At 44.8% G+C, this 16352-nt stretch carries 18 protein-coding genes and 1 riboswitch; of the genes, 11 read left to right on the top strand and 7 right to left on the bottom strand.

Annotated elements, in window-relative coordinates:
- Positions 1-67: 67 nt before the first annotated feature.
- Positions 68-209, top strand: a riboswitch (SAM riboswitch).
- 126 nt (positions 210-335) lie between these two features.
- From MHI55_RS25835 to MHI55_RS25825, 3 genes are all read left to right on the top strand, one after another.
- Entirely contained in the window at positions 336-1370 is a 1035-nt protein-coding gene (locus MHI55_RS25835; RefSeq protein WP_036673323.1) for a methionine ABC transporter ATP-binding protein, read from the top strand.
- Positions 1371-2030, top strand: coding sequence for a methionine ABC transporter permease (locus MHI55_RS25830; RefSeq protein WP_047841298.1), 660 nt, complete (start codon positions 1371-1373; stop codon positions 2028-2030).
- Positions 2031-2105: 75 nt separating this feature from the next.
- The gene (locus MHI55_RS25825) at positions 2106-2945 is read left to right on the top strand and encodes a MetQ/NlpA family ABC transporter substrate-binding protein (RefSeq protein ID WP_036673328.1); all 840 of its coding nucleotides are present in this window, start codon (positions 2106-2108) and stop codon (positions 2943-2945) included.
- 118 nt (positions 2946-3063) lie between these two features.
- Here MHI55_RS25825 and MHI55_RS25820 read toward each other — a convergent pair whose 3' ends face one another.
- Entirely contained in the window at positions 3064-4026 is a 963-nt protein-coding gene (locus MHI55_RS25820; protein ID WP_340387513.1) for a DUF2167 domain-containing protein, read from the bottom strand.
- Between the two features lie 212 nt (positions 4027-4238).
- Between MHI55_RS25820 and MHI55_RS25815 the strand changes: the two genes are divergently transcribed.
- A complete protein-coding gene (locus tag MHI55_RS25815; protein ID WP_036605749.1) occupies positions 4239-5018 on the top strand; it encodes an SDR family oxidoreductase in 780 nt (259 codons plus the stop codon).
- A 138-nt stretch (positions 5019-5156) separates the two neighbouring features.
- Here the strand turns inward: MHI55_RS25815 and MHI55_RS25810 are convergent, their stop codons facing one another.
- On the bottom strand, positions 5157-5402 hold the full coding sequence (locus MHI55_RS25810) for a NifU family protein (RefSeq protein WP_017692412.1): 246 nt from the start codon (positions 5400-5402) through the stop codon (positions 5157-5159).
- 78 nt (positions 5403-5480) lie between these two features.
- Between MHI55_RS25810 and MHI55_RS25805 the strand changes: the two genes are divergently transcribed.
- Positions 5481-5735: a YuzB family protein gene (locus tag MHI55_RS25805; protein ID WP_036605750.1), complete on the top strand. Its 255-nt coding sequence runs from the start codon at positions 5481-5483 to the stop codon at positions 5733-5735.
- On the opposite strand, the gene MHI55_RS25800 is transcribed toward MHI55_RS25805, so the two are convergent.
- Positions 5732-6793 carry an NAD(P)/FAD-dependent oxidoreductase gene (locus MHI55_RS25800; protein ID WP_036605751.1) on the bottom strand — a complete coding sequence of 354 codons (1062 nt, stop codon included), beginning with the start codon at positions 6791-6793 and terminating at the stop codon, positions 5732-5734. The two genes, MHI55_RS25805 and MHI55_RS25800, sit on opposite strands and share 4 nt — an antisense overlap.
- Before the next feature lie 236 nt (positions 6794-7029).
- Entirely contained in the window at positions 7030-8136 is a 1107-nt protein-coding gene (gene mqnE / locus MHI55_RS25795) for an aminofutalosine synthase MqnE (protein ID WP_047841294.1), read from the bottom strand.
- 630 nt (positions 8137-8766) lie between these two features.
- On the opposite strand from mqnE, the gene MHI55_RS25790 reads away from it, so the two are divergent.
- The 6 genes from MHI55_RS25790 to MHI55_RS25765 all read left to right on the top strand — a co-directional run bounded on the left by MHI55_RS25790 (position 8767) and on the right by MHI55_RS25765 (position 13130).
- Entirely contained in the window at positions 8767-9123 is a 357-nt protein-coding gene (locus MHI55_RS25790) for an iron-sulfur cluster assembly accessory protein (RefSeq protein WP_036605753.1), read from the top strand.
- Between the two features lie 224 nt (positions 9124-9347).
- Entirely contained in the window at positions 9348-9989 is a 642-nt protein-coding gene (locus MHI55_RS25785; protein ID WP_340390649.1) for an NAD(P)-dependent oxidoreductase, read from the top strand.
- 360 nt (positions 9990-10349) lie between these two features.
- The gene (locus tag MHI55_RS25780) at positions 10350-10640 is read left to right on the top strand and encodes a hypothetical protein (RefSeq protein WP_076253228.1); all 291 of its coding nucleotides are present in this window, start codon (positions 10350-10352) and stop codon (positions 10638-10640) included.
- A 345-nt stretch (positions 10641-10985) separates the two neighbouring features.
- Entirely contained in the window at positions 10986-11564 is a 579-nt protein-coding gene (locus MHI55_RS25775; RefSeq protein WP_036605756.1) for a hypothetical protein, read from the top strand.
- A gap of 151 nt (positions 11565-11715) precedes the next feature.
- Positions 11716-12594 (top strand): EamA family transporter RarD, encoded by an 879-nt coding sequence (gene rarD / locus MHI55_RS25770; protein ID WP_036673338.1) that lies wholly within the window; start codon positions 11716-11718, stop codon positions 12592-12594.
- Between the two features lie 194 nt (positions 12595-12788).
- Entirely contained in the window at positions 12789-13130 is a 342-nt protein-coding gene (locus MHI55_RS25765; RefSeq protein WP_340387511.1) for a hypothetical protein, read from the top strand.
- 9 nt (positions 13131-13139) lie between these two features.
- On the opposite strand, the gene MHI55_RS25760 is transcribed toward MHI55_RS25765, so the two are convergent.
- From MHI55_RS25760 to MHI55_RS25750, 3 genes are all read right to left on the bottom strand, one after another.
- Positions 13140-13595 (bottom strand): hypothetical protein, encoded by a 456-nt coding sequence (locus tag MHI55_RS25760; protein ID WP_339195404.1) that lies wholly within the window; start codon positions 13593-13595, stop codon positions 13140-13142.
- A gap of 1020 nt (positions 13596-14615) precedes the next feature.
- Positions 14616-15629: a glycosyl hydrolase 53 family protein gene (locus MHI55_RS25755; protein ID WP_051446931.1), complete on the bottom strand. Its 1014-nt coding sequence runs from the start codon at positions 15627-15629 to the stop codon at positions 14616-14618.
- 383 nt (positions 15630-16012) lie between these two features.
- Positions 16013-16240: a hypothetical protein gene (locus tag MHI55_RS25750; RefSeq protein WP_017692425.1), complete on the bottom strand. Its 228-nt coding sequence runs from the start codon at positions 16238-16240 to the stop codon at positions 16013-16015.
- Positions 16241-16352: the final 112 nt, after the last annotated feature.

Genomic DNA, 16352 nt, shown 5'->3' with positions numbered 1-16352 from the left:
TTCAAAAGTTACGTTCACATTATAAAGCATAAACTACATGAACTTATAAAATCCTACAACAACATATTTCTTATCGAGAGCGGCGGAGGGACAGGCCCGATGAAGCCCGGCAACCGATTTGTAATGACATGATACATGTATCATTCGTTATAGATGTTAGGTGCTAATTCCTACAAAATGGTGCAAGACACGATTTTGGCAGATGAGAAGGTATATTCTTTCACGTGAAGAGCCCTCTTTGTATCTGCAAAGGGCTCTTTTTTTGTACTTTAAGGGGAGTTTTCCTTTAGATCGGGTAAAGATACATGTAGGTGGTTGGAAAGGGGCAAGTGCGATTGATTGAATTAAAAGGTTTAACGAAAACGTACGGCAAAGGGGCAAAATCTACAACAGCGTTATCCGAGCTGAATTTGAGCATCCAAAAGGGTGAAATCTACGGTGTGATTGGCCATTCCGGAGCTGGAAAAAGCACATTGATTCGCTGCATTAATTTGCTGGAACGGCCTACGGAGGGTGAGGTATGGGTCGACGGAATCAACCTTACTGAACTAAGCAAAACTGAATTGCAGCAACAGAGACGCAAGATCGGGATGATTTTTCAACACTTTAATCTGTTATCTTCGGCAACGGTATATGACAATGTAGCTTTTCCACTAAAGCTTGTGAATACACCCAAGGAAGCCATTGATCGCAAAGTGAAGGAAATGCTTGCACTGGTTGGTCTGGAGCACCACAGCAGCAAATATCCGGCTCAATTATCGGGTGGCCAGAAACAACGTGTAGGGATTGCGAGAGCACTTGCAAGTGACCCAAATGTTCTTCTCTGTGATGAGGCTACTTCGGCACTTGATCCGCAGACGACAAATTCAATCCTGAAGTTATTGCTCGACATTAATGAAAAGTACAACCTTACGATTGTGCTGATCACACATGAGATGCATGTCATTCAGAACATCTGTGACAAGGTGGCTGTCATTCATCAGGGCGGCATTGTGGAACAAGGACCTGTAACAGACGTGTTCCTGAAGCCGCAGCATGCGATTACGCGGGACTTCATGATGCGTGACCATGAAGCTGGACTTGCTCTGGAAGAGACCGCTCTGGCAAATGCAGGCGTTGAATTGCAGGCAGGTGCTGCTTCCAAACTTGTGAAGATATCCTTTCTGGGTAACAAAACGTATGAAGCGATTTTGTCTAGAACGGTACGTAAGACAGGAGTGGATTTTGCCATCCTGCAAGGTACAATCTCTACGATCAAACAAGTTCCTTATGGGCAGCTGACCGTTCGGTTCGAGGGTGATTCAAATGCGATTGATCGGACGATATCAGAATTGACCGCAGAGGGACTTGATGTGGAGGTGCTTCGTTAGATGGATTTTTCAACAGTTCGCTGGGAAGAGGTTGGTAAAGCCTCCATTGAGACACTGCAAATTTTGGGTGTATCAGGCTTGTTCACCGTAATTTTTGGTTTACCGCTCGGAGTGCTGCTGTTCATGACAGCCCGATCTGCTTCGATCAAGTCACGGACGGTGTACATTATATTGTCCTTGATTGTGAATATTTTGCGCTCAGTCCCATTTATCATATTGATTGTTGCTCTTATACCGTTCACTCGTTCACTCGTCGGTACTGCTACAGGTGTGTTAGGTGTTATACCACCTTTAGTTATTTCAGCAGCTCCTTACTTTGCTCGATTGGTGGAGACGACGTTGCGAGAAGTTGATCGGGGTGTCATTGAAGCGGCACAGTCAATGGGTGCATCGACCGGACAAATTGTAAGACGGGTATTACTGCCTGAAGCGTTACCTGGTTTGGTTGCTGGTATTACCATTACCATCGTTACGCTTGTCTCTTACACGGCGATGGCGGGCATGGTTGGTGGTGGAGGTCTAGGAACGCTGGCAATCAACTATGGGTATTATCGTTATCAAAATGAAATCATGATTATATCCGTAGTATCGATGATCATTCTTGTGCAAATTCTCCAGATGGCTGGAGATCGCTTGGTTACATTTTTCACCAGGAAATAACACATAGATAACATGATGGTTATGCAATAATGCAGATGCCACATGACAAAAATGATTAGAGAAGGGGTTTTACACATGAAAAAATGGTCTTTTGCTCTACTTAGTCTTATGTTGATTGCGGTTCTCGCAGCTTGCGGAAACAACAAGGACGCCGATAGCGGCGCAGACAATTCAGCAGGTGCACCTCGTACAGTTGAATTGAAAGTTGGAGCTTCACCTACACCACATGCAGAGATTCTGGAAAGCATCAAGCCTGAACTGGAAGCACAAGGTATCCGTCTGCAAGTCGTTACATTCAACGACTATGTACAACCCAATCAGCAGCTTGCTGATAAAAAATTGGATGCGAACTTTTTCCAGCACCAGCCTTATCTGGACACAGAGAATAAAGAACGTGGATTCAACCTCGTTTCTGTAACACCTGTTCATGTTGAACCTTTTGGTGGATACTCCAAAAAGATTAAGTCTTTGGATGAATTGGCAGACGGCGCAAAAGTAGCAATTCCAAATGACCCATCCAATGGTGGACGTGCACTGTTGTTGCTCGCGAAGGAAGGTATTATTACGCTGAAAGACAACACAAATATCTCATCTACGATTCAAGACATCACAGCCAATCCGAAGAACCTGGATATCATTGAGCTGGATGCAGCCATGATGCCTCGTCAATTGGATGAAGCGGATCTGGTATTCATCAACGCTAACTATGCGCTCGAAGCGAACCTGAATCCGGCGAATGATGCTTTGCTGATCGAAGATCTGCAAGGTAACCCATACGCAAACATCCTCGTTTCCCGTGAGGACAACAAGGATGCAGATGCAATCCAAAAACTGGCTGCTGCTTTGCACTCCGAAGAAGTGAAAACATTCATCAAAGAACGTTATAAAGGTGCAGTTGAACCTGCAACTGAATAATTCACGATATGTATGATATGATGTGAAGCTATTAAGAATAAGCCGTATATCTCTTCTGAAGAGATATACGGCTTATTTTATGTTTCCTAATCTGTGCTGACGTGGGGATCAACACAAGTCAGAGTTTTTCCGGTTTCTCCGCGTTGGATGGATGCCCAGATTGGCGGTAGTAGGATAATTCATTCTGATCAGCATACTGCTGCTCATCTGCTTCTTGCAGGTACGTTCTCTCGGAGGGAGAGAGTGTTTCTTCTTCTCCGTGTGAGCTTTTGATCTTGTATCTGATCCAACCAATTAACCCAAGGACGACAACGAGGATCAAAGCCCATCCTTTTTTGAGCAAAAGAAGAGCACTGAATTTCTGGGAAGCTGTGTACCCGATCCCGCCCATCAGAAGACTGTTGAGCCCTATAGTGGATGTTTTGTCAGTCGAAGCATTGTACTCCTCATAGGTGTATCCTGCATTGATGCTAAGCTTATGAAGTACGGTTTCCTCGAATGCCTGACGGCTCTGTTGAAAGTTGGCCGTATCTGTAACCAGAATGGCTGTGATGTATCCTTCGCGTGTCAGGAGTTTTACATTGTAATTGACCATGGCTTGCTGATCAGCATTCTTGAAACCAAGGGAGTAAACCAACTGGTGTTTGGTACTGTCATATGCCGGTTCGATTTCCCACCCCGTTATGTACGTTCTATATTCAGGATCAAGTTCTCTGTTATCTTCTTCTGTGCCTCGGATATAACTGCTTAACAGTTCTTCGGCATTCAAATTTTGATCGTCATCGTGGATGTGACCTGTCTTCACGTACTCGAACACTACATACCACGAGCCGAATTCGCTATTGCTGGTTAGGCTTCCGATTTCATTCCCGTTAGGCTTTCCATCACTGTTAAGTATCGAGCGTTGGGTATTGGGCTTATCCAGATAGGAATGGCTTTCAGGGACTTCCAGCGTGGCCTTACCATCCAGAGAGACAGATGCTGGTCCAATAATCCAATCGTACTCATCAGGTGCTTGCTCATTCTCACTTGCCGCCGCTGATACCTGTAAGGCACTAAAGACTGTGAATAAACTCAACATTAAAAGTGTAAGAAATGCTATCCATCTTTTGTTCTTCATATTCATGTAGAGGTCCTTTCGGGTTATATCATCGACAGTACCATAGGTGTTTGTTTTCAATCAAGATATATTTGGAATTAAAGGTGAATAATCCCTTGTGGATAAGCGAGTTGTAGGAGGACGATAAATCTTTTATACTGGATAGTGACTGCTCTTTGAAGAGGGGGATGAACGTGAAGGGAAAGATTGCCCTCATAACGGGAAGTGCCAAAGGTCTTGGTAAAATGACGGCCCTCAGTCTGGCAGATCAAGGGTGTCATATTGCCCTCAACTATGTACACAGCAGAACAGAAGCTGAGGCTTTAAAGGCTCAGATTATAGCCAAGGGTGTGCGGTGCATTGCCATCCAGGCTGATATATCCAAGGTGGAAGATATCTCTTCATTGGTTGAGCAGGTGGAAGGTAAGCTGGGCAACATTGATATTTTGGTGAATAACGCAGGTCCATTTGTCCGTGAACGCCGATTATTTGCGGATTATTCTGAAGCTGAGGTCCAGATGCTTGTGCAGGGAAATTTGTTGGGACCGATGTTACTGGATCAGCGTGTATTGCCAGAGATGAGACGCAAGCAATGGGGACGCATTATCCATTTTGGCTTCAGTCATGCTGGAGAAGCGAGATCTTGGCCTCATCGCGCCGTATATGCGGCTGCCAAGGTGGGTCTGGTTTCGTTCACAAAGACACTCGCGGTTGAAGAAGCCCCGTATGGAATTACGGTTAACATGGTATGTCCAGGTGACATTCGTGGTGCGAACAAAGAGAAAACGATTGATGAAATGGCAGGCATCATCGACGAGGAAACGCCAAGAGGGCGTCCAGGCAGCGGTGAAGATATTGCACGAGTGATTACGTATCTGTGCCTTGATCATTCCGATTTTATAACAGGCAACATTATGGATGTATCTGGAGGACTTGATCCGATTCGTCCGACCATACAGCGTGAGGATACTTAAAAGGTGAATTGAAGGATTGTACGTGGAAACGGGTCAAGGTGACTGTGAACATGGACTCTCTGCATATGCACACAAAAAAAGAGCCCTCCGCTTCATGCGAAGCGAAAGGCTCTTGAGGTTTATTTCGTGAAGGATTGATTAGAATACTTGTACGACTTCTTGTACACCCTCAACTTCTTCGAGAAGGGCACGTTCAATCCCGGCTTTTAAGGTAATGGTGGAGCTTGGGCAACTGCCGCAGGCACCGACCAGTTTCAGCTTAATAATGCCGTCTTCCACGTCGACCAGTTCCACGTCACCGCCATCGCGTTGCAGAAACGGACGAAGTTTGTCAAGCACATCAATTACTTCATCATACATGGTGCTTTGTGCGTTTTCGCTCATTTTTTTCAACTCCTTTCCCCTATATTATATTACAAATGGCCACAAATTAAAATGGTCAAACAAAGCAGGTGAACCTATATGAGACCGATTATTGAATTTTGTGCCAATAATATGCATTTTGGCACAGATGAAGTCATGGATCAACTGGAAGAAAATCCAGACTATGACGTGATTGAATACGGCTGCCTCACCAACTGCGGCCAATGTTCTATGACTCCTTTTGCACTGGTGAATGGTGAAGTTGTCATCACGGACAAAGTGGAAGATCTATATAACGCCATTCTGGCCAAAATTGCCGAAGCCGATGTCTGGGACGAGCTCGATCTCGACTAACCGAGATGGCGCTTGGACATCCAGAGCACACCACTTTTCAAAATACGAGGTACACGTCCCATCATGGACGTTTTGCCCATCAGCCCAAACCCAGACTTCTTGCCGAGTGCACCCAGTGTGCCACGAAGCTTGAGTGGATGTGGATTGGGCTTTTCGCCTTTCCAGAGGGCATGCTGAATATGGGCGATCTGCTCACCCTGTACTTCCGCAGCTTGACCACTAGGTGCATAAGGTACACTGGCACAGTCACCAACGACATACACATCGGTATATTCCGGGATTTGGTAGTATTCATTCAGGACGACACGTCCTTGAGGGTCTTTGGTTACGTCCAGATCCTGTACCACTTTTACGGGCTGAATGCCTGCAGTCCACACGACAGCATCCGTTAGAATCTGTTCATCCCGGTTATAGATGGCGTTAGGTTCAACACGTGAAATGGCGATATGCCCGCGTGTCTCTACCTGATGTTCGTTGAACCATTCATGCACATACACGGATAGACGTTGCGGGAAAGCGGATAATACACGTTCACCACGATCCAAAATGCTGATGTTCAGATCCGGTCTGCTCTCACGAAGTTCGGCTGCTATCTCGACACCACTTAATCCGCCACCTACGATATGCACATTGCCATAGGCTTTGACTTCATTAAGGCGCAGGTAGGTCTCGCGTGTTTTGCTAAAGCTCTGAATGGTACAGCTGTAGTCTTCGGCGCCTGGTGTGTTGTGGAAACGGTCTGTACAACCAAGTCCAATGACAAGTTTGTCGTACACGAGCGGGTCTTGGCCTTCAAATTCAATCTGACGCTGTTCCAGGTCAATCGAAGTAACTTCTCCATAACGGTAAGTGACTTTATCGCTCACTGGAAATTGGATACGCAGGTCATAATCAGATACGGTTCCTGCTGCGAGTGCGTAATATTCTGTCTTTAATCCCTGAAAGGGGCTGCGGTCCACCAAAATAATTTGTGTATCGGATGGAATTTTACCCTCCAGAAGTTCCTTGATGATGGTGAGGCCGCCATAGCCGCCTCCAAGAATGACGAAATTTTTCATGACTCGGCTTCCTTTCTGCATCAGTCCCACTGAAATGGGGCTGTAAACTGTGGAGCAGCTATGCAATAACATAGCTGCTCCTTTTGTTATGATTTGAATAATTGAAAAGTAGATATTGAAAATTGAAGATATTATTCAGCAGTTTTGCACCACTCGAATTCAAACGTCTCCCTATTAATGAAAGCTGCGTTCTGGAGTGGTGCTGGTGCAATATTGGTTGTGAATGGAGTTATATCCTATTCGTACACTTGAATTTCATTGTAGAACGTATCACGTTCTACTGGAATACGTCCTGCACCTTTAATGAGCCATATGAGCTCTTTACGTGTAAGGCCTTCAGGTGTGAGTGCACCTGCCGCATGACTAATCCGTTCGCGAACGATCGTACCGTGTGCATCCGAAGCACCGAATCCAAGGGCAACTTGAGCTAGCTGTGGACCGATGTTAATGAAGTATGCTTTGATATGATCGATGTTATCCAGCATCAGACGGCTGATCGCAATTGTTTTGAGATCCTCATAAGCCGAGTTACGACGCATAATGCTCGCGTTTTTACTTTTTGGCTGCATGGAAAGCGGGATAAAGACCATGAATCCGTTGGTCTCGTCTTGCAATTCACGGATCTGCACCATATGGTTGACGCGGTCCTCATAGGATTCAATTGATCCATACAGCATCGTTGTATGGGTACGCATGCCCAGGTTATGAGCAGTACGGTGCACCTCAAGATAACGATCCACGTTCGCTTTGTCTACACGCATTTTTTTGCGATATTCATCCGACAGAATCTCAGCGCCGCCACCAGTCAATGTTTTCAAACCTGCTTTTTGCAGCTCTTGCAGGACTTCCTTGATACTGAGTCCGCTAATCCGGGTGAAGAAATCAATCTCGGCTGCCGTGTAGGCTTTCAGCGTAACATCCGGATATTTCTCGTTTAAAGCACGCAGGGAATCGACATAATACTGAAAAGGAACATGGTTGTTATGTCCGCCTACGATATGGAACTCACGTACGCCTGGATGAATATGCTGTTCCACATAATCGATCATTTCCTGACCGGATAATGTATAGGAGCCTTCTTCACCCTGGTCTTTACGGAAATTACAAAAAGCGCAGTGAGCTTCACATACGTTTGTAAAATAAAGACTCATGTTTTCGATGAAATATACTTTCTTGCCATTTTTCCGCAAGTTGGCCTCATTGGCCAGCTGGCCCAAAGTTAGCAGATCATCTGTTTCATACAGATATACGCCGTCTTCTACGTTCAGCCTTACGCCGTTCTGCACTTTCTCAACGATTTCAGCCATTCTTTTGTCTGTGAACGGTGTTACCAATGTAGACATACTGTTTCCTCCTGTTCTTAACCGGATTTGAGTTTGTGTGTAGGATCTGCATACAGAACTACATAGCAAAGATGCGGTCAACTGCCGCCTTCTTATATGGACTAACTCTTATTTACCCGGTGCAGCGTGTGCTGCGTACGTAAAGCTAATTTTTTCATTAAAGTGAGTCTTGTGACTCTATATGCATTGGGGACTGCGGACAGTCTCGAAATGTGAAAAAAATTACAACTCTATATATGATCGTCACCTGAATAAGTCATGGCAAAATATCGACATTTCAGTGCGACCACCTATTCATTATAAACCTCGTGTCGCGGGGGTTCAATACACTGGGAAGAAAAAGGAGTTCAGGGGGAACGCGGAAAGAGGCAAACATGACTTGAGACCCTTGACGGGGTGGAGTATAATTTAAAGAAGAGTTAATGAAAGGTAGTTCAAAAAGTCCGCTTTTGATTACGAAGGATGCCTAGCGGCATCTCAGCGTCGAATATGGGATTCAGCCGAAATGTCCGTTGCTCACGTAGTTTTGCCTACGCTCCGCTACTCCATTTCTATCTTCATCCCATCTTCTTGGTACTGAAAAGCGCCTTTTTGAACATGATTTTATATGAAAAAGGAGAGTGACCTGGCATGATTAACATCAGCGAAACGGCTGCTGACAGATTGAAAGAGATGCTTGCACAGCAAGAGACACCTGGTATGTTCCTGCGTCTTGGCGTAGCACCGGGCGGTTGCACCGGATTTTCGTACGCCATGGGCTTTGACGATAAAGAGTCCGATGAGGACCTGTATATGGATATTCAGAGCATGAAGGTTGTAGTCGAGAAGGAAAACCTGAAGTATCTGGATGGTCTCGAAATTGATTTTGAAGAGTCCGGTATGACGGGTGGGTTCACCATCCATAATCCGAACGCGGTAGCCACTTGTGGCTGTGGATCTTCTTTCCGTACGAAGGAAGACGCGGGTGTGCCTGATAAGGATTGTTAAGAAACTGAGTTGTACAGCGGTTTCCCGATTCTGTTTTGAAATAAGCAGTTTGCAATCCCTTTAATAGATAGCCTCTGAATTGTATCCGTTTTGCACGGGCATGATATCAGGGGCTTTTTTGCGTGTACTGATTGTGCATGGTTGACAAACTTAATTGTAACAACTATAGTTACAATATAAAGTTCAAACATAAACAATATCGATAATTTAAAGGAGAGATCATGATGAACATTGCAATCATTGGTGCAACAGGCAAAGCAGGAAGTGTAATTTTGAAAGAAGCAGCAGACAGAGGGCATAAAGTAACGGCAATCGTTCGTAATGCATCCAAATTGGAAGATAAAAGCCTGAATACGCTGGAGAAAGATGTATTTGATCTTACAGCTGAAGAACTTAAAGCATTCGATGTGGTTGTAAATGCATTTGGTGCTCCAGCTGGTAAAGAAAACCTGCATGTGGAAGTAGGACAAGCGTTGATCAACATCCTGAAAGATGCACCAAACACTCGTCTGATCGTGGTGGGTGGAGCAGGAAGCCTGTTCACAGATGAGTCCAAAACATTGCGTGTCTTTGAATCCCCAGGATTCCCGGATGCTTACAAAGCAACTGCAACGAACCAAGGCCAAAACTTGCAGGATCTGCAAGCATCTTCAGGTATTCAATGGACATTCCTGAGCCCGGCCGGATTCTTTAATCCAGAAGGTGTACGCACCGGCAAATATCAAGCAGGCAACGACGTTATTCTCGTGAATAGCGAAGGCAACAGCTACATCAGCTATGCAGACTATGCGATTGCTTTGGTTGATGAGATCGAGAATCCACAACACAAAAACGAGCGCTTTACCGTTGTTGGCGAAGTGAAGTAACACTTTTAAATGATAATATGGAACATACAAACGGACGCTGATCTCCACAGATCGGTGTCCGTTTTTTTATGTTATCGAAGAGGGATGTTCTGTAATAACGTTAGACAGGTTAGATGATTATCGTTCAACTTCCAACTACTCCTTTGAATCTATGTTATATTATTCTAAAGATGGGAAGGAAATGTGATTATGTGAGAACCATCATCTCTTCATTGGAATTGCTGCGAGTTCAAAAGTATAAGGGAGTGAACAGTTGTGAAGATGTATTCCAAAGGAGTTATACTATTGATCTTTGCGGTTTTTATGATTAGTGTATCGAGTGGTTCAGGGTTATCCTAATATACAAACGTTAAAAATAAGATGAATCAATTTCACATCACTTCTCTTTATCCGAAAAATAAGAATGGACAGACATATGGTTCTGCCGTATATGCGACTTCTCCGGAAACGGAACCTGATTTAATCTTGGCTTTTGGTGTGGATGGTAAAGAAGGATATCTGCTGAAAAAAGACATGGAAGGTGAGCTACCAAAGACACCTGAAGAAGCTATTGCAATGCAGAACAGCAGATCACCAGAAGGTCGTGATATTCCCCTGTATGACAAAGATGGTGAAACCGTAATTGGTGTGTTTCATGTTGGAGGAAAGTGAAAGGAACCAAAATAGGATCAAATGTGACGCTACCATACATAGACGATTCTTTTCTGAATGGCTTCCTACTACAGGATATGAACAGGTCGACGGAATGGAATTTGAAATTACTGGAGTTAAAGATGGACTGAATTTTGTTGAGTTATGGTTTGCTGTAAGAAAAATATCTTAGTTTTATTTCTTTTAGATTAGTCTTGAATAATAACTTAATAAAGACAAATGGAGCAAACAATTGTGTCCGATTGGTTGCTCCTTTGTTCATTCACCTACCGGCCAGGGAAAATGCAACATTTTTCCTGTTAAACAGGTCAATATAGATGTACCAATTAACATTATGAGAAGAAGGTGGAAAAACTGAAGCTTCGTATAATCACGTTAATTTTTTTTATATCTAGCGTGTTCTTTATCTCAAATGCACAAGATGTTAACGCTTTGTCATGTGTTGAATCGGGAAGCCCCCAAGAACAGTTAGAAATATATGATGGAGCTGTTTATGGTGAAGTAAAGCAAGTAAAGGTCGACTTGAAGCAAGAGGGATTTACGGGGACCAAAGAGAAAATTAGATATATTTTAGTGGAAGTTGAGAGGAGTTGGAATACTGAAGTTGACTCTCAACTAATTATTGCAACTAACTTCACATGGGGATTTGATTTCAAGGAAGGTAACAAATACTTAATATACTTTAGCGAAGTGGATGGCGAATTAAGTAGTAGTCCGTGCAGTTTGACCATCGAAATGAATGATTTGAACCAAGCAACTGAGCTATTTGGGGAAGGATATCCACCAAAACAACAAGTGAACGTAGAACACAAAATGTGGTTTATGTTTGAGCAAGATATTGATTTGTTTATCGTAGGTGTAGTCGTATTTGCGGCGATCTTTATCTTCTTCATGAGAGTAAGAAAGAAAAAGCGCAAAGCATAATTTGGTAGTGCTAAACGTGAAGCTTTTGCTCAAACAAAAAGTCATTTGGACTAGGCATGGATTCCTGTATGACCTATTACCCCCTTTACTTAAATGAGGATCGAGGCGTATAATCCGTTGAGATATCAGAGCAATAAGAGGGGATACAGTTATGAATAGTGGATTAATCAACGCGATCATTGCGTATATCATGTGGGGAGTTCTCCCGCTGTATTGGAAGTTGTTTGAAAATGTACCGGCAGGCGAGATTTTATCGCACCGGGTTGTCTGGTCATTTGTTTTTATGGGGATTTTCGTTGCCGTCCAACGTCGTTGGAGTGACATGAAGCGCATTCTGACCAGTCGTTCGACCCTGCTCTCCCTTACCGCGAGTGGGCTGCTAATTGCTATTAACTGGCTTATCTTCATTTGGGCGGTTAATAACGGTCATGTCGTTGAGACAAGTCTGGGCTATTATTTGAACCCGTTGCTGAACGTGTTACTGGCAGTTGTCTTCCTTCATGAAAAGCCAAACCGTGGACAGTGGCTCGCGATTGCCATCGCTGGTGTCGCGGTGCTTATCATCGCTATCGACTACGGACGTTTCCCATGGGTTGCGATCTCATTGGCCGTGTCATTTGGCTTGTACGGTCTAGCGAAGAAGAAGATCAAGCAAGACGCTTCAGTGGGCTTATTTTCCGAGACAGCTGTAGTTCTGCCCGTCGCACTCGGCTACTGGATCTACTTGGCCGTTGTAGGAAAAGCAACGGCATGGACGTTGCCTGCACCGATGTTCTTCGAACTGCTGCTTTCCGGTGTGGTGACGGCGTTGCCGCTGCTGTTCTTTGCACGGGCGGCTGCTCGAATGTCATTGTCCACACTCGGCTTTGTACAGTATATTGGGCCGACAATCATGCTGATCCTGAGTGTGTTTGTGTTCAAGGAAACGGTCTCGCCAGTTCTGCTTGTTGGTTTCGCACTCATCTGGACAGCGCTTATCGTATACGCAGCCGCATCGATACGTGCTACGAGACTCGCTAAGGTAAGCTGAACAGAGGTATCTGGTATCGACATAATTGCCCTTTCTGCCAATGAGGTGGAGAGGGCAATTCTTTGTTTGTGGGGGAGCGATAGGTCGATAAAAACTAAAAAGGAAGGCTGATCAACGTTATGGTAAAATACAGGAGTAGTAATCAAAAATAGTAACCAAAAAGAGTAATAGAAAAACGAGGAGGCGACAGATATATGATGGTTAATAACCCTTACCGCAAACGTGATCCATTCTTTATAAAGAAGGCTGTAGTTCAGATACTATTTCAGTTTGCAGTTTCAGCGATAATCGGTATTATATATGGGTTCATGATGGTCAACGAGACGATAGGTGGATATATTAATAAACTATTACCGAGCACGGATGGTCCGGATCTTCATTTATATCTGCCCGTTGTGGTTACGGTGTTCATCTACTCGTGTTTTATTCAGAAGAAACAACGGATTTTTCTTGAAAAAATCTCATTTAGTTTTCTCCATATTTTTGTTGCCCTGCTAGGCTGTATTTCTTCAGTTGTTATGTTATTGGTGATCTAATCCAAATCCCTACGTATCCACACCTTCAGCCCCATCAACTGCATCGATGACACCGACAGCGAGTGTTGTTACCGCAGCAGCAGCTAAAAGATTCTTGGCACCAAGCTTCACTCTGTCCTTATCTTCCTCTTTCATGCCCACAACAACATCTTTACCGCTGTTATATACGTACTTTGCTGATATCGCTACACCTTTTGCAGTATTGGTTACAGCACCTCCAATATCGGCAAGCCCCGCGTCTATGGCGGTATCATCTTTTCGAATTGCACCACTGGCAAGATCATATGTCCCGCTAGCCAGTTGTCCAACGGTTTTGCCTGTATTAATTGTGGCTTTCTCTACGCCGTTCCCGATTTCTTTGATAAAGGGGCTTCCCGCAATTTCACCAACAACCCTCACGCTGCCGCCCAAGACTCTCCCGGTAACTTCCCCAGCTAACTGACCGAACCCTTTTAAAAAACTCATCCTTATGCCTCCTCTCCTATTAGAAGTTGATCCTATGTGTTATCTCAATAAACTTATTATATTCATATGTAAGCTAAAAGAACATCAGTCTCCAGCCCGAGTGGTGTACCCCTCCTCGATTGATCGCGACACGCTTTAGGAGTGCCCGATCCGCCCCCGGAACGCCGACCACGCTGCCCCCTCAATGCACTTCATCACCAAAAGGCGCTAATCCCCCCGGGAACAGCGCCTCAAGCTCTTGTTTTACTTTACTACTTACCATTTGACTACCCACGGTTTTAGAAGTGTCTCAAGGAGCAGCAACGTAGTGGAGGGGGCGGAATCGATTCTGAAGAAGCGGAGCGGTCGCCTTTATCCCCGGATTTTCCCCCTATCAGGGGAATTCATAAAAATCTGGGGATAACAGCGATCATAAGAACGATCCGCCACCGGAACGCCCACCACGCTGCCCCCTCAATGCACTTCATCGCCAAAAGGCGCTAATCCCCCCGGGAACAGCGCCTCAAGCTCTTGTTTTACCTTACTACTTACCATTTGACTACACACGGTTTTAGAAGTGCCTCAAGGAGCAGCAACGTAGTGGAGGGGGCGGAATCGATTCTGAAGAAGCGGAGCGTGCGCCGTTATCCCCGCATTTTCCTCTTATCAGGGGAATTCATAAAAATCTGGGTATAACAGCGATCATAAGAACGATCCGCCACCGGAACACCCACCACGCTGCGCCCTCAACACACTTCATCGCCAAAAGGCGCTAATCCTCCCGGGAACAGCGCCTCAAGCTCTTGTTTTACTTTACTACTTACCATTTGACTACACACGGTTTTAGAAGTGCCTCATAGAGCAGCAACGTAGTGGAGGGGGCGGAATCGATTCTGAAGAAGCGGAGCGTTCGCCTTTATCCCCGGATTTTCCCCCAATAAGGGGAATTCATAAAATCTGGGGATAACAGCGATCATAAGAACGATCCGCCCCCGGAACGCCCACCACTGCTCCCATCCAAACTTCTAACCTCTCCGTGTTCTAGTCAATAAATCCTTCCATGACAACAGTTGGCATCATATTCGACTGCCAAGCGCCCTTACCATATCCACTGTTATAACCTGGTGTAGCCTGAGGCTCCCAGTAGAATACACCTTTACCTTTACCATTTGGCAGATTGCGGATTTGGTTTTTCATCGCGGCAACAAAACTTTTTCCAGCTGCAGCCTGGTTATTGTCCATGCCAATTTCGGAGATGATGATCTCTTTGCCATAACGGTTGATCATATCCTTGGCGTTGTTTACCGTATTTGTCACAGCAGTGTTCCAGCCGGAAGCTGAAGGATAGAGGGACATGGCGATCATGTCAAAGTTAGCTCCGTTATTAATCAGACCACCAATATTCCATACATAGAGGGCGTTATCATCTCCACCTGCCAGATGCACAATGGTTTTGGTGCCGCTGCTCAGGGACTTCACTGCGTTATGGCCTGTGTTCACCAGCCACGCATAGTTTTTCATGTTGGTGGATGCTTTGCCATCTTCCCATAACATGCCGTTGCTTGTTTCATTACCGATCTGTACCCAGTCCGGGGTAACGCCTTTGCTTTGCATCGCCGTCATAACTTCACGAGTGTGGTTCCATACCGCATCCATGAGCTGTTGGAACGTATAGTTTTTCCAGGCAGCAGGTTTAGTTTGCTGACCAGGGTCTGCCCAGGAATCGCTGTAGTGCAGGGTAAGCATTACACTCATGCCAGCATTCTTGGCACGTTGTGCGAGTGCAGCCGCACGATCCTTATTCATGTAACCGTTCCCATAATCATTCGAAGGATTAACGAATACCCGAATGCGAACGGAATTGATTTGATAGTCTTTTTTCAAAATATCAATGATGTCGCGCTGTACGCCGTTTTTATCTTTCCATTTGTAACCCTGTGCTTCCATTCCGGGAACCCAACTGATGTCGGCTCCTTTGGCGAAACTTGGTGCTGCGCTGGCATGCTGACCTGCGGGCAACATGATAGAGGTGAATAACAAAACAAAAGCCAACATGATGGATGTCTTGAAAGCCCTTACATTTTTGAACATTACAAGATGCCTCCTCGGATTTAGGTTGAGTTGCATCCTAATTATATCCATCCTGGTTTACTCTACTAAAGGGTCCATTTCCAATATTTTGGGTGTTTTCTCAACCTCTCTACAGAAAAAGAGAAAACAAAAAGCCGTCCGAAGACGGCTTTTCTACCCGTGGCGCTTTTTGAAACATTGATCCGTATCCCGCGCCTCCACCAGACTCTTTTAATTTGAGCTAGTGGATCGGGTAAGGGACACGTTCAACATGACATTAGAAATGTTGACGCACCTCCTTTCCTTGTGGCAAGAGTATACAACACCTTGTTTGGGAAAGCTAGTCTTTTTTACGTATTTACGAAAAATTATTTTTCAGTCTGGAACATCGTGATATCTCGTGCATAATGGCTCTTGGTTCCGTCATTGTTTCGGATGCGCACACTGTCTTCACTGATCCGCTCCACAATGCCACAACCGACCTCGCAATAGACGCCAGCCGGGTCTTCCTGCCATGCGCTTACCATACATTGGGATAGTGCAGCCGTGAAAAACTCTATATTTTTTTGTAACGTTCTAGGTTTGTTGGATTTCATTATATACTCCTTTAATCAACTATATTTGGAATGAGAACAAGCAACCGGACCAAATCACACTGTACTTCACTTTACTCTGTCTATTGACCTTTGTAAAGGGATGGAAAAAGTT

This window comes from Paenibacillus sp. FSL E2-0151 (genome assembly GCF_037993015.1).
Classification (GTDB): Bacteria; Bacillota; Bacilli; order Paenibacillales; family Paenibacillaceae; genus Paenibacillus; species Paenibacillus amylolyticus.
The sequence above is the reverse complement of the archived record's forward strand: the minus strand, read 5'-3'. Positions and strand labels throughout refer to the sequence as shown.